Annotated in this window: 27 protein-coding genes and 1 riboswitch; of the genes, 11 read left to right on the top strand and 16 right to left on the bottom strand. The window is 63.7% G+C overall.

Annotated elements, in window-relative coordinates; all coding sequences use genetic code 11:
* Nucleotides 1–31: 31 nt before the first annotated feature.
* From M2342_RS08970 to M2342_RS08955, 4 genes are all read right to left on the bottom strand, one after another.
* Nucleotides 32–751 carry an alpha/beta hydrolase gene (locus tag M2342_RS08970; RefSeq protein ID WP_264578819.1) on the bottom strand — a complete coding sequence of 240 codons (720 nt, stop codon included), beginning with the start codon at nucleotides 749–751 and terminating at the stop codon, nucleotides 32–34.
* A 132-nt stretch (nucleotides 752–883) separates the two neighbouring features.
* On the bottom strand, nucleotides 884–2,293 hold the full coding sequence (locus tag M2342_RS08965) for an MFS transporter (protein WP_264578818.1): 1,410 nt from the start codon (nucleotides 2,291–2,293) through the stop codon (nucleotides 884–886).
* A 24-nt stretch (nucleotides 2,294–2,317) separates the two neighbouring features.
* Nucleotides 2,318–3,208 (bottom strand): nuclear transport factor 2 family protein, encoded by an 891-nt coding sequence (locus M2342_RS08960; protein WP_264580026.1) that lies wholly within the window; start codon nucleotides 3,206–3,208, stop codon nucleotides 2,318–2,320.
* A 128-nt stretch (nucleotides 3,209–3,336) separates the two neighbouring features.
* Nucleotides 3,337–6,333 carry a TonB-dependent receptor plug domain-containing protein gene (locus M2342_RS08955; protein WP_264578817.1) on the bottom strand — a complete coding sequence of 999 codons (2,997 nt, stop codon included), beginning with the start codon at nucleotides 6,331–6,333 and terminating at the stop codon, nucleotides 3,337–3,339.
* Between the two features lie 336 nt (nucleotides 6,334–6,669).
* Between M2342_RS08955 and M2342_RS08950 the strand changes: the two genes are divergently transcribed.
* The gene (locus M2342_RS08950) at nucleotides 6,670–7,545 is read left to right on the top strand and encodes a TauD/TfdA dioxygenase family protein (protein WP_264578816.1); all 876 of its coding nucleotides are present in this window, start codon (nucleotides 6,670–6,672) and stop codon (nucleotides 7,543–7,545) included.
* A 25-nt stretch (nucleotides 7,546–7,570) separates the two neighbouring features.
* On the opposite strand, the gene M2342_RS08945 is transcribed toward M2342_RS08950, so the two are convergent.
* The 10 genes from M2342_RS08945 to M2342_RS08900 form a co-directional block, all read right to left on the bottom strand.
* A complete protein-coding gene (locus M2342_RS08945; RefSeq protein WP_319801091.1) occupies nucleotides 7,571–8,173 on the bottom strand; it encodes a DNA-3-methyladenine glycosylase I in 603 nt (200 codons plus the stop codon).
* Nucleotides 8,174–8,279: 106 nt separating this feature from the next.
* Nucleotides 8,280–8,918: a type B chloramphenicol O-acetyltransferase gene (catB, locus tag M2342_RS08940; RefSeq protein ID WP_264578815.1), complete on the bottom strand. Its 639-nt coding sequence runs from the start codon at nucleotides 8,916–8,918 to the stop codon at nucleotides 8,280–8,282.
* 225 nt (nucleotides 8,919–9,143) lie between these two features.
* A complete protein-coding gene (locus M2342_RS08935; RefSeq protein WP_264570216.1) occupies nucleotides 9,144–9,356 on the bottom strand; it encodes a hypothetical protein in 213 nt (70 codons plus the stop codon).
* Nucleotides 9,349–9,657: a DUF3175 domain-containing protein gene (locus tag M2342_RS08930; protein WP_181559571.1), complete on the bottom strand. Its 309-nt coding sequence runs from the start codon at nucleotides 9,655–9,657 to the stop codon at nucleotides 9,349–9,351. Before M2342_RS08930 ends, M2342_RS08935 begins: the two co-directional genes overlap by 8 nt.
* Before the next feature lie 3 nt (nucleotides 9,658–9,660).
* Complete coding sequence (locus tag M2342_RS08925) at nucleotides 9,661–10,443, bottom strand: SDR family NAD(P)-dependent oxidoreductase (protein ID WP_181559570.1); 783 nt, start codon at nucleotides 10,441–10,443, stop codon at nucleotides 9,661–9,663.
* 11 nt (nucleotides 10,444–10,454) lie between these two features.
* The gene (locus tag M2342_RS08920) at nucleotides 10,455–10,967 is read right to left on the bottom strand and encodes a DUF4142 domain-containing protein (protein WP_264578814.1); all 513 of its coding nucleotides are present in this window, start codon (nucleotides 10,965–10,967) and stop codon (nucleotides 10,455–10,457) included.
* 104 nt (nucleotides 10,968–11,071) lie between these two features.
* The gene (locus tag M2342_RS08915) at nucleotides 11,072–12,262 is read right to left on the bottom strand and encodes a zinc-dependent alcohol dehydrogenase (protein ID WP_264578813.1); all 1,191 of its coding nucleotides are present in this window, start codon (nucleotides 12,260–12,262) and stop codon (nucleotides 11,072–11,074) included.
* Nucleotides 12,262–12,837: an SRPBCC family protein gene (locus M2342_RS08910; RefSeq protein ID WP_264578812.1), complete on the bottom strand. Its 576-nt coding sequence runs from the start codon at nucleotides 12,835–12,837 to the stop codon at nucleotides 12,262–12,264. The genes M2342_RS08915 and M2342_RS08910 overlap by 1 nt, the downstream gene beginning before the upstream one ends.
* 54 nt (nucleotides 12,838–12,891) lie before the next feature.
* Entirely contained in the window at nucleotides 12,892–13,434 is a 543-nt protein-coding gene (locus M2342_RS08905; RefSeq protein WP_264578811.1) for a hemerythrin domain-containing protein, read from the bottom strand.
* 24 nt (nucleotides 13,435–13,458) lie between these two features.
* Complete coding sequence (locus M2342_RS08900; protein WP_413715165.1) at nucleotides 13,459–15,609, bottom strand: catalase; 2,151 nt, start codon at nucleotides 15,607–15,609, stop codon at nucleotides 13,459–13,461.
* 203 nt (nucleotides 15,610–15,812) lie between these two features.
* Between M2342_RS08900 and M2342_RS08895 the strand changes: the two genes are divergently transcribed.
* The 7 genes from M2342_RS08895 (at nucleotide 15,813) to M2342_RS08865 (ending at nucleotide 19,865) form a co-directional block, all read left to right on the top strand.
* Nucleotides 15,813–16,553, top strand: coding sequence for a Crp/Fnr family transcriptional regulator (locus M2342_RS08895; protein WP_264578810.1), 741 nt, complete (start codon nucleotides 15,813–15,815; stop codon nucleotides 16,551–16,553).
* Nucleotides 16,550–16,735 carry a hypothetical protein gene (locus M2342_RS08890; RefSeq protein WP_181559564.1) on the top strand — a complete coding sequence of 62 codons (186 nt, stop codon included), beginning with the start codon at nucleotides 16,550–16,552 and terminating at the stop codon, nucleotides 16,733–16,735. Before M2342_RS08895 ends, M2342_RS08890 begins: the two co-directional genes overlap by 4 nt.
* Before the next feature lie 150 nt (nucleotides 16,736–16,885).
* Complete coding sequence (locus M2342_RS08885) at nucleotides 16,886–17,458, top strand: CinA family protein (RefSeq protein WP_264578809.1); 573 nt, start codon at nucleotides 16,886–16,888, stop codon at nucleotides 17,456–17,458.
* Nucleotides 17,459–17,466: 8 nt separating this feature from the next.
* Nucleotides 17,467–17,979: a hypothetical protein gene (locus M2342_RS08880; protein ID WP_264578808.1), complete on the top strand. Its 513-nt coding sequence runs from the start codon at nucleotides 17,467–17,469 to the stop codon at nucleotides 17,977–17,979.
* Nucleotides 17,979–18,461 (top strand): DUF421 domain-containing protein, encoded by a 483-nt coding sequence (locus M2342_RS08875; protein ID WP_181559562.1) that lies wholly within the window; start codon nucleotides 17,979–17,981, stop codon nucleotides 18,459–18,461. Before M2342_RS08880 ends, M2342_RS08875 begins: the two co-directional genes overlap by 1 nt.
* 144 nt (nucleotides 18,462–18,605) lie before the next feature.
* On the top strand, nucleotides 18,606–19,307 hold the full coding sequence (locus M2342_RS08870) for a 2OG-Fe dioxygenase family protein (protein WP_264578807.1): 702 nt from the start codon (nucleotides 18,606–18,608) through the stop codon (nucleotides 19,305–19,307).
* Nucleotides 19,308–19,316: 9 nt separating this feature from the next.
* Entirely contained in the window at nucleotides 19,317–19,865 is a 549-nt protein-coding gene (locus tag M2342_RS08865; protein ID WP_181559560.1) for an AAA family ATPase, read from the top strand.
* Nucleotides 19,866–19,879: 14 nt separating this feature from the next.
* Here the strand turns inward: M2342_RS08865 and M2342_RS08860 are convergent, their stop codons facing one another.
* Entirely contained in the window at nucleotides 19,880–21,268 is a 1,389-nt protein-coding gene (locus M2342_RS08860; RefSeq protein ID WP_264578806.1) for a PLP-dependent aminotransferase family protein, read from the bottom strand.
* 86 nt (nucleotides 21,269–21,354) lie between these two features.
* Here M2342_RS08860 and M2342_RS08855 point away from each other — a divergent pair, with 86 nt between their 5' ends.
* The 3 genes from M2342_RS08855 (at nucleotide 21,355) to M2342_RS08845 (ending at nucleotide 23,443) form a co-directional block, all read left to right on the top strand.
* Entirely contained in the window at nucleotides 21,355–21,948 is a 594-nt protein-coding gene (locus M2342_RS08855; RefSeq protein WP_264578805.1) for a LysE family translocator, read from the top strand.
* A 12-nt stretch (nucleotides 21,949–21,960) separates the two neighbouring features.
* Nucleotides 21,961–22,335 (top strand): nuclear transport factor 2 family protein, encoded by a 375-nt coding sequence (locus tag M2342_RS08850; protein WP_264578804.1) that lies wholly within the window; start codon nucleotides 21,961–21,963, stop codon nucleotides 22,333–22,335.
* Between the two features lie 43 nt (nucleotides 22,336–22,378).
* Nucleotides 22,379–22,483, top strand: a riboswitch (SAM-I-IV-variant riboswitch).
* A gap of 36 nt (nucleotides 22,484–22,519) precedes the next feature.
* Nucleotides 22,520–23,443 (top strand): homoserine O-succinyltransferase, encoded by a 924-nt coding sequence (locus M2342_RS08845; protein ID WP_264580023.1) that lies wholly within the window; start codon nucleotides 22,520–22,522, stop codon nucleotides 23,441–23,443.
* Between the two features lie 6 nt (nucleotides 23,444–23,449).
* On the opposite strand, the gene M2342_RS08840 is transcribed toward M2342_RS08845, so the two are convergent.
* A complete protein-coding gene (locus tag M2342_RS08840) occupies nucleotides 23,450–23,869 on the bottom strand; it encodes a MerC domain-containing protein (protein WP_264578803.1) in 420 nt (139 codons plus the stop codon).
* Nucleotides 23,870–23,965 lie beyond the last annotated feature (96 nt).

Genomic DNA, 23,965 nt, shown 5'->3' with positions numbered 1-23,965 from the left:
ACATTGCAAGGCTGAGCCGAGCCGAGTGGCCTCAGGGCAGCGCGGATTCGATCATGTCGGCAGATTCGGTCACGGCAACGTGCTGGAGATCATGGGTGAAGGGCATTTCCTCCACGCGCCAGTCCGGCTGAGTGCGCAACCGTTCGGCCACGGGGGCGAACGTATCGTTCTTGTAGCCGGTGGCGATCACATAGGTCTTTTGCGGGATGCGGTCGCGGGCACCGGTCAGCTCCGCCTTTTGCGAGAAACAGTAGACGGACTGCGCCGTGCGCCGATCCTCGTAAGACGCGCGGGACGCAGGGTCCATATGCGCATTGAAGCCCTGCAGCAGCAGCCGGGGCGGCGGCACGAGATAATCCCCCTCCTCGGGCGGGAGGTGCGGCTCGCCGGGCACCAGATCGTTCAGCGACTGGCCGTTCTCCGGCATGAAAGCGTCCATATAGAGGATCGACTGGATCACCCCCTCGGGGATCAGTTCGGTCGCCTGCGAGATCGGCATGCCGCCATAGGAGTGGCCGACCAGCAGCACATTCTCCAGTTCCTCATAGCGGATGACATTGGCGATATCCTGCGCATGCATCGCCAGATTGACGTCGCGGCTGCTGAGGTGGGCGCGCTCACCAAGCCCGGTCAGCGTGGGCGTGAACACATAATGGCCGCGATCGCGCAGCAGATCGGCTACCTTGCGCCAGCGCCACCCGCCAACCCACGCGCCATGCACGATCACGATCGTTCCACGCTTGTTCGCCATCATTCTCTCCCTCGATATGTGTCAGCTTGCCGGCGTCGCCTCACGCAAGAGGCATGCCGTTGATTTCCCCAGCGAGTGCCGCTGCGCCGGGCGCGAAAATAGTGGCGACAATAGGCAGATGCGGTGGGCGGTTCAGAGCGGCGCGCCATCGGCCCGCATCTCCAGGATGCGCCGCCGATAGGGCTTCACCCCCGCCCAATAGGTGATCGCCGCCAGCGGGAAGGAAATCGCCGCTGAGGTGGCGATGGCATATCGCAGCAGCGCCTCGTCCCCCCACACATATTGGGTGAGGAAGGCGAAGTAGGTCGGCCCCAGCCCGCCGCCCACCGCCGTCATGGTGAACAGATAGAGCGCGGTGATCTGCCCCCGAATCTCGTTGGGCGTCACCACCTGCAAGGCCGAGTTGAGCGATGGCGCCGCCATCAACATCAGGGCCGTGCCGATGCCGCCCATGCCGAGCGCCAGCCACGGGCTGGGCATGAGTGGCGCTGCGATCATGAACGGGGCCGATGCGGTAAAGCCGATGGCCAGCACCCGCATGTTCGCATCGGCATGGCCGCGGTTGCGGAAATGATCGTTGAGCCAGACCGCGCCGAACAGCGCCGGAATGGCGAGGACGAGGCTGAGCAGCCCGGTGTAAAGCCCCGTGCTGGCCGGCGCCCATCCATAGGTCCGTGCATAAAAGGCCGCGCTCCACGCCGCCGTGCCGAACATGTGCATGGCGGTGAAGCAGAGGCCCAGGAACATCGGGCCATAGAGCCGCCAATGGGCGAGCAGATAGCGCAAGGTCTCGCGCAGGCCGACCTTGCGCGGTTGCATCCCCATGACCGCGGCCGCGCTGAACCCGCGGCGCTTGGGCTCCACAATCGTGGCGACCAGCAGCAGGATCGGGATGCCCATGAGGCCGGTCACCACCCACACGACCTGCCACTCGCGCACGGCACCGAGCAGGGGCAGGTGAATGGCGGGCATCCCGGAGAGCAGGTGGATCATCACCGCGCCAAGCAGCAGCGAGAGCGCCGTGCCACCCTGAAAGCCGACATTGTAGATCGCGATGGCGCGGGGGAGCTTTTCCGGCGGAAAATAGTCGGCCATCAGCGAATAGGAGAGCGGGCCGCTGATCGATTCACCGGCGCCGATGCCAAAGCGTGCCGCGAAGAACTGCCAGAAATTCTGGGCAAGGCCGCACGCCGCGCTGGCAAGGCTCCACAGGAAAACGGATACCGCGAGCAGATGCTTGCGATTATGCCGGTCCACCAGTCGAGCGGCAGGAATGCCGATCAGCACGTAGAAGAGACTGACCGAGAAGCCGAGCAGATAGCTCATCTCCATATCGGTCAATTGCAGGTCGCGCTTGATGGGCTCCACCAGCAGCGTCATGACGCCGTTATTGAGCTGGGCGCACATCTGCACGGCGGCCAGCACCCAAGCGACATGATAGGCCTGACGCGCGGCGGGCCAGGCTTCGTCCGAATAATGGGGGCGATAAACGGGGCTGGCGGCGCGATCCGGATCGGGCTGCGCGGCGGCGATGTCAGTCAAATTGTCTCTCCACGCAGCATGTCATCAATCGGTATAGGGGCCGGGCACGGTTCCCGGCTTCATCGCGCCGGTCCAATGCTCCGCAAGGCGCCCCTTCTCGATGCGGAACATGTTGAACTGGGTTGTCGTGTAGCTGGCCCCTGCCCGGCTTGGGTGCGGATGCTCATGGCCGGTGACGACGACCACGAAATCGCCCTGCGCGACCATGGCGACCAGTGTGGCCTGCATGGCCTGCGCAAGGGGTGCCGCCATGCGCCCCTTAGCTGCGGCGACGATCGCCGGCTCGCCATGCGTGGCGCGTGGATCATGTTCGATGAAGTCGTCGGCCAGATAGCGCGCGGCGGTTGCCACGTCGCCCGCGTCGATCAGGTGGCGCCAGGCATCGAACACGAGCCGCTTGTTGGCTGCCAGCGCCGGATCGTCCGATTGGAGCAGCGCTTGCTGGGCTGGCCCGGTCGCCCCCGTCACCGGTTGCGGCCCGCCCTTGTCTGGAGACGGCAGATCTGGTCCGGGCGGGGCCTCGACCGAGTGCCAATGCTCGGCCAGACGATCCCCTTCCACCCGGAACAGGTTGAAGTGCGTGCTGGTATAGCGCCCGGACCCGACCGGTTCGCGCAGCTCCTCCCGCAACGCCATCACCACCAGATCGCCTTCTGCAACCATCGTGACGAGCGGCGGCGAAACCAGTGCCGGGATGTCGCGGCGGGGCACGGCCGAGAAGATCTGCTTGAAGGCCGCGCGCCCGCTCGGCAGCACCGGGCTGTGCTGGATATAGCCTTCCGTCAGCAGATCGTCAGCCCGCTCGACATGGCCGGCATTGACGATGCTGCGCCACATATCGAACGCTAGGCGCTTGTTCCGAGCCAGGCGCGGGTCCTTGTCCTCCAGCAGAGAAAGTGGCGCAGGGTGACCCATGACCGTCACGACGCTTCCCTCCCTCGCGGCAGCCACGGGCGGTGCGAGCGATGGTGACCCGTCGCCCGAGGAGGCCGTGCATGCCGCGAGCAGCATGCAGGCCGCCACCCCGCCCAGCGAACCCCGCCTCAAAAGCGCTTGCCGACCTGGATCTGCATCACACGGCCCAGCGCGCTGCCATAGGTCGGATCGAAGCGGATCGCGCTGCCGGCAAGGCCTGCCTGATTGACGACCAGTGGCGGATCTTTGTCGAAGACGTTCTGCATGCTGAGGACGATGCTGAAATTGTCCGTCAGCCATGAGCCGCCCCGGTCGCCGGTGTCGAAGCCGATGGTCAGGTCGAACGTCGTGTAGGAGCCGATCTTGGCATAGGATGGGTCGACGCCGACCGGCAGTTGTGCCTGATCGATCTCATAGGAATTGCGGAAGTTGATGAAGGTGCTGGCGAACAGATCGCCCATCCCGATATCGCGCCGCCATCCCAGCTGGCCGCGCGCCTGGAAGGTGAGCGGGAAGCCGAGCTGGTTCACTTCCTGCACGAGCTCAGCGCCGGGCAGCGGGGACACTTTCCAGCTCATCGTGTAGGAGGCAACCGCACCGAGGTTGAACCGGCCCATGCTGCTATCGAAGGCGTAATCGATGTTGAAATCGATGCCCCGGCCGACCGTCTTGCCCGCGTTGATCCGGCGGCCGCTCACCAGCGCGAACACATTGCCCGGCGCCGTCGGCGGACCGAACAGACCGCCCCGCTCCCCGCCTGTGTTGTAGCAGCTGATCATCGCATCGTAGAGCGCCTGCGTGGTCACATTCTTCCCGAAGGCTGCGGCGCAGGAAGGGTTTGCCTGATTGATGGTCGGGAAATCGCCAAAGAAGGCAGTCGGGTTGTTCGCGGCCAGTGTCGGGAAATAGGCCGGGTTGTAGATGATCTGCGAGTTGTAGATCTGCTGGTTGATCGCCGGCACGCTGCCGACGTTGAAGGCCGGCGTGGTGATCTGGCCCTCATAGCTCAGCCACCAATATTTGGCGGACATGGTGAGGCCCGGCAGCGAGGGCGGTGTCCAGTCGACACCAATGGCATAGGTCTCGGAGGTCTCGGGTGCGAGATCGCGATTGGCGCCGCCGATCGACTGATAGATTGCGCCCATCGGCACGCCCTGACACGCCGCGCAGATGGCCGGCGAGAGCTGATTGCCCGCCGTCACCAGCGGGATGACACCTGTCTGCGAGAAGGGATCATTATCGGCAAGGCCCGGCGCCCGGAAGGACGTGCCCCAGCTGCCGAAGATCTTGAGGCCGCGCGTCGGCCAGAAGTTGAAGCCCAGACGCGGATTGGTCGTGGTGCCGGCGTCGCTATAATCATCATAGCGGATCGAGCCATTGAGCTCGAGCTTGTAGATGAGGCGGCTTTCCGCATCCGGGCTCACGACCGGCACGAACAATTCGCCGAACACCGAAGAGACGCTGCGCGGATTGAAGTTGTTGCCGCCGAAATTATTCTCGTTGAGCAGCGAGCCTTCATAGCGTTCGACGCCCACAGCCAGCTTCACCTGCCCGGCCGGGAGGGAGAAGAGCGGGCCGTCGGCGGTCGCCGAATAGACCTGCATGTCATATTTGGTCCGGTTGATGAGCGAGGTGCCACGCGCATTGATGGAATCTGCCGTCGCCTGATCGGTGCACTGGAAGGCGGTGGGATCGCAGAAGAAGTTGAACGTCGCGAAAACCGGCGCCGGTGCGCCGCCCGTCTGTGTGGTGGTCGAGGGTGCATCATGCGTGCCGGCGAAGGCCGACAGGGTTACCGACCAGTCATAAGGCAGCTTGATGTCGACACCGCCGCCATAGGTCCAGGTTTCCGTTTTGCCGAAGCGGCGCGGCGACCCGATGTCGTAGACGGTGCTGTAGGCCACGGAGAGCGCGCCCGTCGCGCAGGCGGCGAGAAGGTTGGCGGGACCGGTGACGACACCGCCCGCATAATGGCTGGGGTTGCACGGGCTGAACGGATTGCTGTTGGGAATGCGCGGCAACTGGCCAAGGTTGGTGACGCGGTTGCTGGTGGAGGAGTTGGGACCGTTGATGGTGAAGTCGCGCCGTACATACAGCGCGTCCGCGAACACACGGAGCCAGTCGGTAACATTCTGCTCGAAATTCATCGCAAAGCGGTCTGCCTCAACCTGCGGAATAACCTCGATACCGCTCCAGGTATTGAAATAGTTGGGCGTGGATTTGAGATCTGCGAGAGTCAGCTTCGACCCGTCCTGACCCCCCGGGATGCCGTAATAGATGCCGTTGATGACGACATTGCCCGGCGCCGAGTAAAGCGATGAAGGCGCGCCGCCATAAGGCGAGAGATCGTCATTATAGAGATCCGGGCGGGCCGAGGCCGCGAAGCCCGTCTGATAGGAATGCTGGTAGGAGAGGATGATGCCGCCCTCCCCCACACTGCCCTCGCCCCAGCGCACGCCACCGATACCGGTCACATACCAGCCATCCTGACCATCATTCTTGCGATAGCCGCCGTGGATTTCGAGCGTGTCCTCCGGCCGCCGCAGGATATAGTTGACCGTCCCCGCGATCGCGTCCGCACCGTACAGGGCCGAGCCCCCGTCCTGCACCACGTCGATCCGCTGGATCATCTGCGCGGGGTAATTATCCCCGTCGAACGAGTTCATGTTGCCGCCTTCATACGGCACGCGGTGCCCGTTCACGAGGCTGAGCGTTGCGCCCACGCCCAGGCCGCGGACATTGGGCGACTTGTTGAAGTTGAAGGAGTTGATCGTGTTCGCCTGCTGCGCCTGTCCACCGGCATAATTGTCGCCGCCGCCCAGCCGCAGGATGGAGGGCACCGTGCCGAGAATGTCGGCGGTGCTGGAGAGGCCTGTGGCCCTAATCTCCTCCTTGCCCAACTGAACGAGCGCCGTGCCGACCGGTGCTTCGCCGCCGATGCGGGTGCCGGTGACGATGATTGCGCGCTCATTATCGCCATTGCTGTCCTGCGCTCCGACATCGGCGCTTGCCGAGCCGGCTTGCGCGCTGGCCGGCTGGGCCAGCCCCAGCATCGAGGCGCTGCTGAGCAGCAGAAGCGCGCATTGCGCGCGCGACGTGAATGAAAGACGATGGCCTGCAGTCATGTTCACCCTCCCGGCCTTGCGGCTGTTTCGGGATGCACGATCCGGTACTGCGCCGCATTGCTCGCGTGTCGCAGACGAGGTCCGGTCGATGACATCCTCTCTTGTCCACCTGCCTTTGGGCTAAGCACGCGGGACGAAAATAGTGCTGTGAATTGGTTGCGGTCCCAAAGCATCATGAAAGCAGCCTGGCGACAGGCATGAAGTGGCCGCTGCAAAAGAACACACTATTTTGAGGGCCAGCGCTGATGTCAGATCGAGGAAGAATGGCTTTGCGCGTCGGCAGCACCTGCGCGCGCCGGGCTGAGATAAAGAGTGGGATGAGGAATGAGCGGAGCGATGATGATCAACCAACTGCACCCCCGGTTCGTGGGCGAGATCACCGATCTGGATACCTCCGGCCCCCTCTCGCCCGAGACCGTCGAGTTCTTCGAGGCGGCGATGGCGCAATATGCCGTCTGCGTGATCCGCAATGCCAGCCTGTCGGACGAGGATCATATCGCCTTCGCCCGGGCCTTCGGCCCGCTGGAACTGGCACCGCCCGGGCGCAAGCGGATCGCGCCGGAGCTTTACGACATCAGCAATCTTACCGCCGAGGGCGAGATCATCCAGCCCAAGCCGGATGGCGCCCAACCGGCCGATTTCGAGCTGTTCCATACCGACAGCCCGTTCAATTCCTGGCCCACGAAATGGTCGATGTTGCTGGCCTATGTGACGCCACCGGAGGGCGCCGATACGGAGTTCATCGACACCCGCGCCGTTTATGACGATCTGCCGGCGGACATGAAGGCAAAGGTCGCCGACCTCAAGGTGGACCACGACCTTTTCCGCGCGCTGCAGTTGAACGGCGTCAAATTCGAGGATGAGGAGATGCGCAAAAATTATCCGCGCATGGCTCATCCGCTGGTCCGCACCTCGGCCAGCGGGCGCAAGGCGTTGTACATGGGCTGGCACGGCGTGGGCATCGAAGGGTGGCCGGAAGACGAGGCCCGCACCTTCCTGGACGAGCTCTACCGCTTCGCCACGCAGGAGCACTATGTCTACGCGCATAAATGGCGGCCGGGCGACATGGTTGTATGGGACAATCGCTGCACGATGCACAGCGCGACGTCATTCGAGCGCTATCGCTACAAGCGTGACATGCGCCGCGCGACGATCAACGAATATGGCCCGGAAGTCTCGGCCATCGAGGCAAACAGGCGCGCGCCGGACTGATCGCGCACCGGCCCCGCGATGGCTCTCAACCCGGCGGCGGTTGGAACGCGGCGCGAGCCTTGGCAACCCGCGCCCGGATCGCGCAGCCTTCGGCATGGTCGTTGAACAGCCCCATGGCCTGCATGAAGGCATGGACCGTGGTCGGGCCAACGAACTTCCAGCCGCGCTTCTTGAGGTCCTTGGACATGGCGATGGATGCGGGGGACGTTGAGGCGAGATGCGGGATATCGTCTTTAGGTTCGAAGCCCCAGACATAGGCTGCGAAGGAGCCGCTTTCGCGCACGAGATCCTGCACGCGCTGCGCGTTATTGATCACCGCGTCGATCTTGCCGCGGTGGCGGACGATGCCGGCATCCTGCAGCAGGCGCTCGACATCCGTCTCATCAAAGGCCGCGACGCGATGAAAATCGAAGCCGTGAAACGCCGCCCGAAAATTCTCGCGCTTGGTCAGGATCGTGCGCCAGCTCAGGCCCGACTGGAAGCCTTCAAGGCTCAGCTTCTCGAACAGCCGCCGATCGTCGGACACGGGATAGCCCCATTCATCGTCATGATAGGCGATGTAATCCTCCGACGCTGCGCACCAGCCGCAACGGGCCACGCCATCGGATGCCGCAAAAAGCCCCGCCATGTTCCTTCCCCATCATCCGAGCGGACAGCGCGGCGCGCGGGCGCCGGCAAGCTATGATCTAGCCTGCAGCCGTCCCTGACGCCAGCGCCCGCTCGAGGCTTCTCCCTTATCTGTCGGCAGCGATGTTGGTGCGCCAATGTCCGTAGAGAGCCGGGATATCGCCGCTGGTCAGGATGGGCATGGCGCGTTGCAAGTCGTCATCGCTCCAGTCCCACCAGCACAGCTCAAGCAGCCGGGCGACGTCCCCGTCGGCGAAGCGCTGCCGGATCAGCTTGGCGGGGTTGCCGCCGACGATGGCATAGGGGGCGACGTCCTTCGTCACGACGCTGCGCGTGCCGATGATCGCGCCATGCCCGATGGTGATGCCGGGCAGGATCACCGCTTCCGACCCGATCCACACATCATGGCCGATGACCGTGTCGCCAGCGGGCCGATAGCCATTGTCCGCACCGGCAAATGCGGGCGCGTCCGGCATCCAGAAGAAGGGGAAGGTGCTGATCCAGTCACCGCGATGCCCCTGATTGCCCGCCATGATGAAGGAAGCGCCCGACCCGATGGAGCAGAACGAGCCGATGATGAGCTTGTCCGCGCCGTCATCGGGCAGCAGGTAACGGGCGCAATCGTGGAAACCATGGCCGTGATAATAGCCGGAATAATAGCTATAGCGTCCCACCCGGATGTTGGGATGCGTGACAAGACGATCGAGCGTGATGCCTTTGAAGGGGCTTTCAAATATATTTTGCATGGTTGGTCTGGCCTGAAGATTTGATCGCCAGCTTCGGGGCCTTGAGACGGCCGCTGGCGCAAGACAACGTGCTCGGGCAATAACTGGATCGCCCGCCTCAGCTTCTCACGTCAGTGACGCGGAAGCACGATGCAGATGGTACACGGTGCTATCTTCATCCCGCGATGATGGCGCAAATGCTTCAGAATGCCAAGTGAGGCGATGTATTCACCCTCCCGCAACAGACTATTGCTGCTCGGGATAATCCTCTGGCTTGACCGAGCCGACCATGGGCCGATCTTCCACCTTCTCCTGCGACTGACCACCGCCGGTGCGATTGTCATTCTCGGCAGCGTCCGGTCGGGCATCGCCCATGGGACCACGGGGCATCTCGGTTGGATTGCCCTTCTCGCCCTTGTCCTTGGGGGGATTGGCCTCCGCCTCCCGATCCTTATCCATGGGCTTGCTCCTTTCCAGCAGTCTTTGGCTCCTTGCCAAAAGCCTCGCGCAGCTCATCCTTGGCTTTCTCAAGGATCTGGCGTTGCTCCTTGCCGAGATTGTCGCCTGCGCGGTTGATGTAAAAGGTGAGCATGCTCATCGCGGACTGGAGCGCGGTGCCCTTGCGCCGCTTGCTATGCTCCGCCGAGCGCTTGAGCGAGGCTGCGATCTTCGCCGGATCGTCCTGCTTGAAAACGCCCTCATCCAGATCGAGCGCGTCCGAATGTTCGGTCACATCCTGAGACCATTTCTTATCGGCCATGGCTCAGTCCTTCCCGCTGCCGGGCTCAGCCAGCTTGCGATGCTGTTCGGCGAGAATGGCCTGCGGGACGACGCCCGCGGCGGCGACCTGCAGCTTGTTGGAGAGGCCTGAGACGATATGCCCCTTGCCATCCAGCAGCGCCTTCCAGCCATCGCGCGCGACTTTGGCGGGATCGGCCTTGTCCTGCTGGCCGACCTGCGTATCCAGCAGACCGGCGCGCTCGAAGAACTCGGTGTCCGTGGGGCCGGGCATCAATGTGGTGAGGGTAACGCCCTCGGCCTCCTTGATCTCGTTGCGCAGCGCTTCGGTGAAATTGTCGATGAACGCCTTGGTCGCGTTGTACACGGCATTGAAGGTGCCCGGGATGTAGCCCGCGATGGAGCCGGTGACGAGAATCTTGCCGTCATTGCGCGCGACCATGTCGGCCAGCACCTTCTGCAGAAGATAGACGGTGCCGGTGACATTGGTGTCGACAGACCGTCGCCACATGGCGACATCCTGCTCCAGAAAGGGTCCGCCCGTGCCGACCCCGGCATTCGCGCAAAGCACGTCGATCCTCCGGCCTTCCGCTGCGGCCAGAAGCCGATCCACGCCGTCGAGCGTGGAGAGATCGGCCTCAAGCGATCGCACGTCGCCGCCATGGCGCCTGAAGTCCTGCGCGGCCGCGTCGATCAGCGGCTCGTCAGCGACGACGAGCAGGTCATAGCCATCCTGCGCGATGAGATGGGCGAGTTCGAAACCGATGCCGGTAGACGCGCCCGTGACGATTGCGAATTTCTCGCCCATCCCATGCCTCCTTATGCGCCCGGCATCTTTGCCAGCATGTCGATATGCTTCTGGACGACCGGGGCGATCTCGCCCGCAGCTGCCTTGAGCGCCGGCGTGTTGCCGTTGGCGGCGTAACCCTGATGGAGCGCAAGCGCCGCTGCATGGGCGTCGCGTTGGGCCGTCAGGTAAGCCGTGGTGGCGGCAGTGCCCTCGGCAGCCTTGATGGCGTCCAGCTTGGCTTGCTGGTTGGCGTCGAGCGCCGGTGGTGCAACGGTCAGGCCAGCCTTCTCAGCCGCTGCCTTGAGCTTGGCGGTGGATTGCCCGTGCGCATCGACCATCATGTTCGCGAAGTCGGCAACCGGCTTGTCCGGATTTTTCGCAAGGATGGCGCGGGACGATTCGATCTCGAACAGGTCGCCAGCGCCTGCCTTGGCGAGGTAGCCCGTCGCATCGGTGGGCGTGGCGGACATCTCGCCCGGCGGCGGCGCGCCCACGGACATGTTCGTGGCATTGCCCGTCATGGCCATGTCGTTGTTGGTCATGGCTGTATCATTTGCCGGTGTGCTGCCCTGGCTGCACCCAGCCAATACACAGGCCGCCAACGGTATCGCAAAATAGAGTTTCATCATCCGTCTCCTTGCATGAGTCATGCGGCGACCCGGTCGAGCCCCGGTTTCAACACCACCTTGGTCACTTCGTTCTGGTGATCGTGGAACATCTTATAGCCCTGCGCGGCTTTGCTCAGCGGCATGCGGTGACTGATGAGGAAGGTGGTATCGATCTTCCCCTCCATGATCGCATTCAACAGGCCCGGCAGATAATGCTGCACATGAGTCTGGCCGGTCTTGAGCGTCAGGCCCTTCTCCATGAAGGCGCCGAGCGGAAACTTGTCGACGAAGCCGCCATAAACCGCCGGCATCGATACGCGGCCACCCTTGCGGCAGGCAATGATCGCCTGGCGGATCGAATGGGTGCGGTCGGTGCCGGTGAAGGTGGAGACTTTGATCTGGTCCCAGACATTGTCGGCGAAAAGACCGTGCGCCTCCAGGCCGACCGCGTCGATACAAGCGTCGGGGCCAATGCCGCCGGTCATCTCCATCAGCGCCTCGTAGGTCTTGCTCTCCTCGAAGTTGATGGTCTCCGCGCCGAATTTTGCCGCCAGCTCAAGGCGGCGGGGGAAATGGTCGATGGCGATCACCCGCTCGGCGCCCATCAGGAAGGCCGCCTGCACGCAGAATAGCCCGACCGGCCCGCAACCCCAGACAGCGACTGTGTCGCCGGGCTCGATCTGCGCGAACTCTGCGGCTTGCCAGCCCGTCGGCAGAATGTCGGACAGGAACAGCACCTTGTCGTCGTCGATCCCGTCGGGAATGACGATGGGGCCAACATCGCTGAACGGCACGCGGACATATTCCGCCTGCCCGCCGGCATAGCCGCCCGTCATGTGGCTATAGCCGAACAGCGCGCTCATTGGCTGACCGTAGAGCGTCTGGGCGATGTCCTGATTGTCGGCCGGGTTGGAATTGTCGCAAGCGGAATATTGGTGCTTGCCGCAATGGTAGCAACTCCCGCAGGCGATGGTGAAGGGCACCACCACCCGCTGCCCTTTTTGGAGCGTCGAGCCGGGGCCGGTCTCGACCACCTCACCCATGAACTCATGGCCAAGAATGTCGCCGGACTTCATCGTGGGAATGTAGCCATCGTAAAGGTGCAGGTCCGAGCCGCAGATCGCGGTGGATGTGACCTTGATGATCGCATCGCGCGGATTGATGATTTCGGGATCGTCCACGGTGTCCACGCGGACATCATGCTTGCCGTGCCAGGTGAGCGCGCGCATCAGGCCGTCTCCTCTTCCAGTTGCTTGTGCGTCCACGCCGACGTGGCGATCTCGCCGGTTTCCATGAGTTGCTTGAAGCGCCGCAGGTCGCGCCGAGCCTGAATGGCCGGCTCGCGCTGGAACATCTTCGCGATGACCTTGCCGATAAATCCTGCGGGCGGATCGTAGAGGATCGTCGCCGTGACCACGGTGCCGCGCGCGCCTGCATCGCGGAAATCGATGCGACCGCTGTTCGGCACGTCGGCACCCTCCGTCGAGGCCCATGCGATGAACGCGTCGGGCTTCTCTTCGGTTATGACTGCATCCCACTCGACGGTGCGGCCCCCGGGCGCCTTCACCACCCAATGGCTGGTCACATCGTCGATCATGTCGACCCGCACGACATTGTCCATGAAGGTCGGCAGCCGAGTGAAGTCACGCCAGTAAGCGTACAGCTCCGCACGGGGGCGATTGATCGTCACGGAGCGGCCGACCAGACTGTCGCCTTTGGGTTCGACCAGGGTCGCCGCGGCCTCATCGACCGCGTGGCGATCTTTGGAGGTCGTCAGCGGTGCGTCGTCGCGCGCATCGGGCATTCTACTTCTCCTGTCGCGGGTTGGCTCAGTGAGCGTATGATCAGTCAACGCGTCTCAGCTGGGACCGTTGCCCACATATCGGACGAACTCCTCAGAATAGCGGCGGGTGATCATCGCCTGCTCGCTGGACGAGACGTCCTCCATCAGCTTGGGGAACCAGGTTCCCTCCTCGGAATAGATGTGATGGGCGACCGCGCCGCGGATATGCTCGAGCTTGTCGAGATAATCCTGGCTCATCGGGTCCAGCCGTTCCAGCAGACCCATCTCCATCTTGGCGGCGGATTGTTCCTGATAGGCAAGCTCGGCATGGCCGACCTGCTTGTCCGCGGCCAGCGCGGGATAGATCGCCGCTTCCTCCGCGATAGAATGGCCCGTGAGGAGCAGCGCCAACCGCTCCTGCGCATCGCGACGCGTCTCGGCCGTTGTTGCGGCCTTCACGGCTGCGAACAGAGCCTCGATCTGCCGGTGATGATCGAGAATATGCGCGAGCCAGCTGCCGCGCGTCGCAAGCCCTTCGGCCTTGGCCCGGGCCTCGGCCCGCGCCTCCTCGCTTTCGGGCGGGGTGACAGCGGCGATGACCTTATCGATGATGGACATGATTAATCTCCTTTTCGAAGGAACTCAGGCAACGGCATCGAGATCGACGAGCGGCTCGCGTGCCCAGAACCGCAGCGGCGCCAGCGCCGCGACGAATGCCGTCGCATCGGATTTGCTCTTGAGGGCGAAGCAGCCTTCATCGAGGTCGGGCATCAGACCGGCCTTGGTCAGCAGCGGCTCTGCTTCCTTGCTCAGGCCCATGAACTTGCAGTGGGCAAAAGCGTCCGTCACGAAGTCCTTCGCCGTGGCATCGAGCGCGAGCAATTGCCCGCCTTCGGCCGAGGCGACGACCGCGACGGCATCGAATAGGACCGAAGGCCCGCCATCCACCTTGTAGTGCGCGCCGAGGATCTTACCGTCCGACAGGGTGACCCCGCCGATCTTGGGGGCAATGAACTCGATCATCGCACCGGCTTCATTGACCGCGTTAATGATCGCCTGGACAAGCGTCGCATCGGCGCCATCGGTCACCAACAGGCCGAGCTTGCGGCCGGCAAAGCTCTGCGGCCCGCGCTTGATGATGCTCAGCGCATCGGACGGCGCCAGATCGGTCCGCGGCTGTACCGCCGTGGTCGCCGCCTGCGGCATGGCCAGCCCCAGCCCGTTTGCGACGGTCGCCGCGAGGTCCGCATCGATGTTCAGCAGATGCGAAACGATGCGCGACCGGATGTCCGGCCGCTCCACGCGGGAGAGCTCGAACACCAAAGCATCGCCGATATGCTTTTGCTCGATCAACGTCTGGCTCGCGTAGAACTGCGTGGCCTGGCTATAATGATCGGCAAAGCTTTCCGGCCGGATGCGCAACTTGTCGCCGTCGGCCGGCTCCGCGAAGCTCTTGAAGCCGCGCTGCGGGTCCTCACGCGGACCGCCGATTTCCGCGCCCCAGCTATTGGGCTCATAATTGGCGCGACCGACGGGATTGCGCATCGCCATATGCCCATCCTGCTGGAAATGCGCGAACGGGCAGCGCGGGGCGTTAATCGGCAGATGCGTGAAATTGGGCGAGCCGAGGCGTTTGAGCTGCGTATCCAGATAGGAGAAATTGCGCCCCTGCAACAGCGGGTCGTTGCTGAAGTCGATGCCCGGCACGACATTCTGGGTGCAGAAGGCGACCTGCTCGGTCTCGGCGAAGAAATTATCGACCAGACGATCGAGCACCAGACGACCCACGACGCGGATCGGCACCAGTTCCTCGGGAATGATCTTGGTGGCATCGAGCACATCAAAATCGAAGCTGTCGGCGAATTCCTGATCGAAGAGCTGGAGACCCAGTTCCCATTCGGGAAAATCGCCGGCTTCAATGGCGGCCCAGAGGTCCCGCCGGTGGAAGTCGGGGTCGGCGCCGTTGATCTTGACCGCTTCGTTCCAAGCCACCGACTGAAGGCCCAGCTTGGGCTTCCAGTGGAACTTGACGAACGTCGACTTTCCGTCTGCGTCGACCAGCCGGAAGGTATGGACGCCAAAGCCCTCCATAAAGCGGAAGGAGCGCGGGATCGTCCGGTCGGACATGATCCACATGACCATGTGCATCGATTCCGGCGTCAGGCTGATGAAGTCCCAGAAGTTGTCATGCGCCGTCTGGGCCTGCGGAAAGGCGCGATCCGGCTCGGGCTTGGCGGCATGGATCAGGTCGGGAAACTTCATCGCGTCCTGGATGAAGAAGACCGGGATATTGTTGCCAACGAGGTCCCAATTGCCCTCCTTGGTGTAGAGCTTCACCGCAAAGCCGCGCACATCGCGCGCGAGATCGAACGAGCCCTTGGACCCGGCCACGGTCGAGAAGCGAACGAAGGCCTCGGTCCGCTCGCCTACCCGCTGGAAGAGATCGGCACGGGTGATGTCGGACAGGCTGTCTGTCAGCTCGAAAAAGCCATGGGCGCCATAACCGCGCGCATGAACCACGCGCTCCGGGATACGCTCATGATCGAAGTGGAACATCTTCTCGCGAAAATGGAAGTCTTCCAGCAGCGCGGGGCCGCGCGCGCCCTGCTTGAGGCTGTTCTGGTCATCGGAAACGGGAACGCCCTGCGCGGTCGTCAGCGTCGCGACATCACCGCCAGCGGTCTGCCGCGTCTCGCCACCCTCGCCCATCGGTCCTTCAAAAACAGGCATGTCCTCAAAGGCGGCATCTGCAGAAGAGCTGTTTGCCGATGACCGCTGCTGATCGGATTTCATCGGCGCACGGCCTTTCGCCGCACGCGTTGCCTGTTTCGCCATCGCGGTTCCTTGTCATTGCTGGGATGTGAACGAGTTCGTCTCGTGCTTCACCAACACGCCGTCCGGATGACAGTTGCCTGTTAAGGCTAGGAATTAACATTGATCATAGTGAAAGCCGATCGGGGCTGGATCGCCAGCGCGGCTTATCCGTTAGCCACTCGATGTTGATGGATCGCCTCCTTGCAAACCGCCGCGGCGTTGCCCTGACGCCGGAAGAACGAGCCGCGCTCGAAGACACGATTCTCGAGGTTCGCACCTTTGAGCCCCGCACGACGATTGTCGAAGCGGGTCAGATTGTGGATGTCAGCAGCTTCCTGGTCGAAGGGATCATGTCGCGCTACATCGATGATCGCAAAGGCTTGCGGCAACTCGTCGCCATCCATGTGCCGGGCGAATTCGTCGATCTCCATGCCTATCCCATGCGAGAGCTGGACCATGCCATCGGCACGCTCACGACCGCGAGCATCGCCATCGTGCCGCACAAAGCCTTGAGGGAAGTACTCGACCCCCGGCCCGATCTGGCGCGCAAGTTGTGGTTCTCGACGCTCATCGATGCTGCCCTTCATCGTGCCTGGTTGTTCCGGGTGGGCCGGCTCGACGCGGTCGGGCGTGTCGCCCATTTCCTGTGCGAGATGAATGCCCGCCTGTATGCGGTGGGATTATCGGACGGACATCGCTTCGTGCTGACCCTGACGCAGGGCGACATTGCCGAGATTTGCGGCCTGACCACCGTTCACACCAATCGGGTGCTCCGCCAATTAAGAGAAGCCGGACTGTGCGAGAGGCACGCCTCGCTGGTCCAGATCAACGATTATGCCGGTCTGGCCCGCCGGGGCAATTTTTCATCAGATTATCTGTATCTCGCCCCCTGCGCAGATATCCAGCAAGGAGGACCAGCATGACTGTCCACTCCCCAATCGAGCCTTATGCCGAACCCGGCGTCGCCACGGCCGAGGAGGATCATGTCATCCTCGAGGGTCCGGGTGGGATCGCTGTCACCATGACGGCGGACGCAGCCGTTGCCACGGGCGAGAGCCTGATCGAAGCCGGCGAGGAAGCGCAAAGGCATCAGAAGACCAAATAACTGCGCGATCTCAAATGACACGCAAGCTTGGACTGGGACGGCAACGGGCCGCGCCGAGCGCCGGCCGACTCCTCGCGGAGACCCCGGCGCCGGGAACGATGTCGACCGGATGGAAGTTTCTCTCCAGCGATAAGGACAACAGGTCGAAAGATGATGTTTCCGCAGGAGAAACCCTCAGAAGATTCGGATGCCGAGACCCTGTCCCCGGCATTACCCGATGGCATCATTGCGGCAGCCATGGCCGTGCTCGAAACCGCCAGTCAGGCGGAGATCGGGATCGCCACCGCAGAAAGTTGCACCGGGGGCCTGCTCGCATCGCTGCTGACCGATATCGAGGGGACCAGTAATGCCTTTGACCGGGGCTTCGTCGTCTACAGCAAGCATGCCAAATGCGATCTGCTCGGGCTCAGCCATAAGCTTGTCGAGGATTACGGCGCGGTGAGCGAACCCGTCGCGCGCGCGATGGCTGAAGGGGCCTTGCGCCGCTCCAAAGCGCGACTGGCGATTGCGATCACCGGCTTTGCCGGCCCCGGCGCCTCCGACGACGAACCGGGGCTGGTCCATTTCGCCTGCGCCGCGCATGGGGCGGAGACGCGCCACGGCGTCCATCACTTCGGCGACATCGGGCGCGGCGCGACCCGGATCGAATGCCTGCGCGTTGCGCTTGCCATGCTGGGCGAGATGCTCGCCGAGGTGGTCGCCGATCCTCAGCAGGTCGCGTGAGGCCGCCCATGGCGACCCCGGCACCCGATGGCATCACGCAAGAGCATGAGAGCAACAGCCGGCGGGCCAATCCCTGGCCGCTGGTCCTGCTCACGGTGATCTTGGGCGCCGGTCTGACCGGCCTGTTTGCGGGGCAGGCCCCTGTCGTGCGCTACACCTCGAACGACCGCATCACCCTCGTCGTGCAAACGCCGGAAACGCTGCGCAACGGCATGGTTTTTGAGACCATCGTCGAGGTGACGCCGCGCAAACCGGTCGGTGAGCTGGTGATTGCCGTGTCGGATGACCTCTGGCGGGAGATGACGATCAACACGATGATCCCGGCCGCAAGCGAGGAACGCTATAAAGACGGCTCTCGGCAGTTCTCCTTCGGCGAGGCAAAACCCGGCGAGACCTTCCGCTTCAAGATCGACGGGCAGATCAACCCGCCGCTGTTCGCCGGCACGCGCGGCAAGATCGCTGCCCTCGACGGGGAGCGCGAACTCGCTGCCCTGCCCGTCCACATCAAGGTCTTGCCCTGATGGATATCATCCTGCGCGCCAGCGTGATGTTCTTCATCATGTACATGCTGCTCCGGCTGCTGGGCAAACGCGAACTCAGTCAAGTCACGCCGTTCGAACTAGTGCTGCTGGTGGTGATGGGCGATCTCGTCCAGCAGGGCATCACTCATAATGATCTCAGCATGACCGGCGCCGCCCTCGCCATTGGCACCATTGCCTTCTGGGCGCTGGCGCTGAGCTGGATCACCTATCTTTCCCCACGCGCCGAACGGCTGCTGGAAGGCGTACCGCGCGTGCTGATCAAGGATGGGGAACTGATTACCCCCAACATGCGCCGCGATCGCGTCACCCGGGCCGAGGTTGAAATAGAGATGCGGCTGGCGGGTATCGCCAACATATCCGAGGTCGCCTGGGCAATCCTCGAACCCAATGGCAAAATGAGCTTCATCGCGAAGAAGGACGACGGGCCAGCCAAGCAGGAAGACGACGATAAGGCCGTTTGATAGGCTCGACTGACTGCGCGGCCGATGAGCGAACGCGGCGGGGTTGCCCACAGGCCGGCGTCATTGTATCAGCAGGTCCGCCGACCAAACGAAATAATGTATTGGTTCAATCATGCGCATTCACCGTACAGCTGGCCTTACGCTATGAGGCCACGCATCGAGACCCTGACTCGTCCCACAGCCCTGCTGCTGCAGCCCGGCGACTTGGCGCTCCCTGCTCGGCCCGAATGGCGCTCGTTCGCGCAAAGTTGGGATGAGCTGCCCCGCGACATGTGGATGGCCGATGGCGGAACCTATCGCCGCCGCCGCTACGCAGCGTTTGAGGTCGATGGCGACGCCTGCGGGCGCCTGCCGCATCGCGCCCATTATCAGGATCGCAATCACAATCCCTTGAACGGCGGCGTCGAACGCTGGTTTGCCCCCATGGCGGACGGGCAGGCCACGAGCGCGTTATTGCGCGATCTGATGCGGAATACTGCGGCGCGCATTTCGCAGGCCAGCGGTTGCGAAGAGCACGCATGGATGGTCGAAGCCCATCAGTTTCGCATCGAGGCCCTGCCCGACCTCCCCGGCCTTCCGACGCCTGAGGGGATGCATCAGGATGGACGCGATTGGGTGTTGATCCTGCTGGTCGGCGGCAGCAATTATTCCGGCGGCACGACCCGCGTCGAAACTGTTTCGGGCGCATGCCTGCTCGAACACCGGCTCGCGCACGCCGGCGAGGCGCTGCTCCTCGATGACGGAGAGGTGCGCCACGGAACCACGCCGATCCAGTCGGAAGTCGGGGATCTGCCGGCGTGGCGAGATACGCTGGTCCTGACCTTCGCGAATGCGGCGGGGCGCTGAGCGGCCGGCGTGGATCGCTTCTTCATCGTCACCGGCGGCCCCGGATCGGGCAAGACCACACTGCTCGATGCGCTGGCCCGGCACGGCATCGCGACCATGGCCGAGGCCGGGCGCGCGATCATCCAGCAACAGATGGCCGCAGGCGGCAGCGCCCTGCCCTGGGCCGACCGGGAGGCGTTTGCGGAGAAGATGCTTGCGTTCGACGTGAAGTCCTATGAGGCAGCGAAGACACGGCCCGGCCCGATCCTCTTCGACCGAGGCATCCCGGATGTGATCGGTTATCGTGCTCTGTGCGGCCTTCCCATTCCCGACAATTTGCACCGAACCGCTAGCGCGCGCCGCTACAATAACGACGTCTTCATCGCCCCGCCCTGGGCGGACATTTATGCGCAGGATGCCGAGCGCAAACAGGACTGGTCAGAAGCCGTGACGACCCATGAGGTCATGGCCCGGGTTTATTCCGACCTTGGATATAATCTCGTGCCGCTACCGTTTACGACTCCGGACGAGCGCGCGGATTTCGTGCTGCGCAGGATCAGCGCCAACGCCTCAGCCTGACCGACGACCGCGCTTTACACCAGCCCTCGCGCGGCGCTGTCGCCCGCCGGCGTCAGCATCTCCACCACCTCGTGAAGCGCCTGTTCCAGACGATCCCGTGACGGGATTGCGCCGAGGCACAGCCGCACGCCCGAGGGCGCACAGGGATCGACGGCCGGCGCATCGGGCGGGGTGAGCGCAATGCCGGCGCGCAGGGCGCGGGCGCTCAGGCGTTCGGCATCGAGCATCGGCATCGGCATCCACACATGGAGGCTGCCCGCCGCGCCAGGGACGGCCATGGCCTTGCCGAGAATGTCGCGGGCAAGCTGCGTCCGCATCTCCGTCTCTGAAACCAGCTCGTCGGCGATGCGATCGGCCGTGCCATCCTGCTCCCACTGGCTGAACACCAGACCGCCCAAGGACGGCGGCGTATAACCAAAGGCGCGGACACCGAGCAGCAATCGGTCGCGAACCCCGGCATCCCCCGGGGGCAGCAGAAAGCCGAGGCGAAGGCCGGGCGCGACGGCCTTGGACACGGCGGCGACCATCAGCGTGCGCTCGGGCGCCAGATCGGCGAAACTCTCCGGGGCGTCGCGATCCGCGAACACGCGATAGGCATCGTCCTCGACGATCATCAGATCCCGCGCGCGCGCCACCTCGATGATCTCTGCGCGTCGCGCGGCATCGAGCGTGATGGTGGTGGGGTTCTGCAAGGTCGGGATCAGCACGACCACCCGCGCACCGGTCTCGCGGGCGGCCCGGGCCAGTGCCTCAGGCTCGAGCCCGCGCTGGTCCATGGCGACACCGCGCAAGCGATAGCCGGCATGATCGGCCAGCGTCCGGATGCCGGGATAGGTAGCCGCCTCGCACAAGATCGTATCGCCGGGCCGCGCCAGCGCTGCGAAGGCAAGCGCGAGGCCGTGTTGCCCGCCATTGCACTGAATCACGCGATCCCGCGTGGCGCGCTGAACGCCATGGCGACGGCTGAGCCAGGAGGCGCCGGCCTCGCGGATGGATTCAAGCCCCTCGGGCGGGGCGTAGTTGACGGCTGTCGCCAGATCCGCGCGCTGGCGCACACGGCTCAACCCTTCGCCGATCCAGCGCTCGGCAGGCGCTAGCGGCGGAATGTTCCGCGCCATGTCCAATGGCCCGCCAGCCTCGGACGGCGACTGCGGCCGCGCCCGGTCCGCGACGAAGGAACCGCGCCCGACATGGCTGGAGATAAAGCCCCGCCGTTCCGCCTCGACATACGCGCGGCTGACCGTCCCGACACTCAGCGCCAGACGATGGGCAAGGTCCCGCTGCGGCGGAAGGCGATCCCCGGGGACGAGCCGCCCCTCGCGCACGTCGCGCTCCAGCGCCGCGACAAGGCGCTCGTACATCGGCGCATCGTCGCCCGTTACCTCCGGCCGCCAGTCCTTCATCCATCATCCTCGCTCGATTGAACCGGTTCAATATCACATTTGACACATGGATCAATCGCGATCATTTCCGCAAGCGGGAGATCATCATGGATACCAGCCTGCTCGCGCCTTTGGCGCTCTACAGTTTCGTCTGCACGGCCACGCCTGGGCCTAACAACATCATGCTCGCCTCATCCGGGCTGGTGTTCGGATTCCGGCGGACGCTGCCCCATATCTTCGGCATCAATTTCGGTTGTGCGGCGATGCTGGCCTTGAGCGGGCTTGGCCTTGGCGCGATCTTCGACGCCTGGCCGATCCTGCGCTGGGTGCTGCGCATCGTGGGCGCAGCCTATCTGGCCTGGCTGGCGGTCAAACTCTGGCAGTCCGAAGGCATGGCACGGCGTGAAGGCGCGCATCCGATGACCTTCTGGCAAGCGGCGGCCTTCCAGTTCATCAATCCCAAGGCATGGACGATCACGGTGCCTGCCATCGCCACCTTTACGGTGCCGGATCGGCCGCTGGGTCTGCAGCTTGCGGTGATCGTCGCGGCTTTCTCGCTGGTCGGCCTGCCCTCCATCGCGGGCTGGGCGGCCATGGGCGCTGGCGCGCGCGAACTGCTCGAGAGTCGCAAGGCTATGACCCTGTTCGTGCGGACCATGGCCATCATGACGGCACTCACTGCCCTGCTGTTTCTAATTTAGGGAGATAGGCACATGACACGCGACGAAATGATCCGCTTTGCGACCCAGTGGATCGCCAACTGGAACGCGCGTGATCTGGAGGCGGTGCTTTCGCACTTCGCCGAGGACGCGCGCTTCATCAGTCCCTTGGCCAAGGAGATTGCCGGCTCGCCCATTATCGAGGGCAAGGCCGCGTTGCGCGCTTATTGGTCCGATGCGCTTGCGGTCACCACGGACATGCACTTCACCCTCCTCGCGGCGGTGTGCGACGTCGAGGCACAGGTGGTGGACGTCCATTATCTCGCGCAACGCAATGGCCGATCCCGGCGCGCGCTGGAGACGATGCGGTTCGTGGATGGCAAGCAGGTGGAAGGCGAGGCCTTTTTCGGCATCGATCTCACAGACTGATAGCAGGCGCGGTTGCCAAAGCCCGCGCGAGCGTCTAGCAGGACCCGTACATCAAGAGTTGGGGCGACGCCCAACGCCAACCTGCCAATCCGGGCAAGGTGGCACTCCGCAAGGAGGATGTGGCCGAACGGCAATTATGCGGATCAAGCCACTCAGCGTCGACCCAGACAAGGACCGACGCACCGTGCCGATCAAGATACCAGACCACCTTCCCGCCCGCCGCACGTTGGAAGCGGAAGGCGTCCTCGTGATGGACGAAGGCACCGCCACGCGGCAGGACATCCGGCCATTGCGGATCGGCCTGCTGAACCTGATGCCGGACAAGATCAGCACCGAGACGCAGATCGCCCGGCTGCTCGGCGCCACGCCGCTCCAGATCGAACTGACGCTTGTGCGGATTACGGATCACGCCACCCGCAATACGTCCGCCGATCATATGGCCGCCTTTTATCGCCCGTGGTGCGCGGTACGCCATGAGCGGTTCGATGGCTTCATCATCACCGGGGCGCCAGTGGAGCGGCTCAATTATGAGGATGTACGCTACTGGCCGGAACTGACCGACATCTTCGACTGGACGCAGACGCATGTTCACCGCAGCCTGACGATCTGCTGGGCGGCGCAGGCGGCGTTTTATCACTTCCATGGCCTGCGCAAGCGCACCTTGGAGCAGAAGGCGTTCGGGATCTTCCCGCATCGCAATCGCCTGCCGACCTCGCCATATCTGCGGGGTATGTCCGACGAGTTCGACGTGCCGGTGTCGCGATGGACCGAGGTGCCGCAGGTCGAACTGGAGACGGCGCCGCATGTGCAGGTCCTGGCCGATGCGCCCGAAACAGGCGCGGGTCTGGTTTATGACGAGGCCCGGCACATGCTCCACATGTTCAATCATCTGGAATATGATACCGAGACGCTCGCGCGCGAATATGCCCGCGATGGCGGGGCCTGTTTGCCTGTCGACTATTTCCCGCAGAATGACCCAACGCGTCCACCGCTGAACAGCTGGCGGAGTCACGCCCATCTGCTGTTCGCCAACTGGATCAACGAGGCCTATCAAACCACCGCGTTCGACCTTGCGCATGTCGGGCGGGAGCCACTGCCGGTGTCGTGAAGGACATCACCGGTTCCGCGCACGCCGTAGCCTCCAGTTGGCGATGTGCGCCCCCGCGAGCAGCAGGCTGCCCGAGACCGTGATCGCCGTTTCCAGAATCTCCCGGCTGGCGAACAGGATGCCGACCGCCATCAGCGCCAGGCCGACCGCGCCGATCGCCAAGGGCACGGGCGCCCGGTGCCTGCGCCAACCGCTCACCAGCGCGAAGGCGCTGGTCGGCACCGCGAGCGCGAGGACGATCGCGTGGAAGCTCTCGCCCGGATCGATCTGATCGGCGAAGGCCGGGAGGGCTGCCAGCAGCAGCGGCAGTCCCAGACAGTGGATCATGCAGGCGACGGAGGCGCAGACGGCAAAGCCGTCCAGCCAGTCGTTTCTGCTCCGGGTTTGCGTGAGGGGAGATGCGGCGGCTGCGTGATTCAATTCCATGCCACCATTATGATATGGTATATCATGTCTTTCAAGGCATGGAGCATTTAATTGGTCGGAACGCTACCTCTGAAGCAGCCCGCTATTCAAACGCTA

It is taken from the genome of Sphingobium sp. B8D3A, from assembly GCF_025961995.1.
GTDB lineage: Bacteria > Pseudomonadota > Alphaproteobacteria > Sphingomonadales > Sphingomonadaceae > Sphingobium.
The sequence above is the reverse complement of the archived record's forward strand: the minus strand, read 5'-3'. Positions and strand labels throughout refer to the sequence as shown.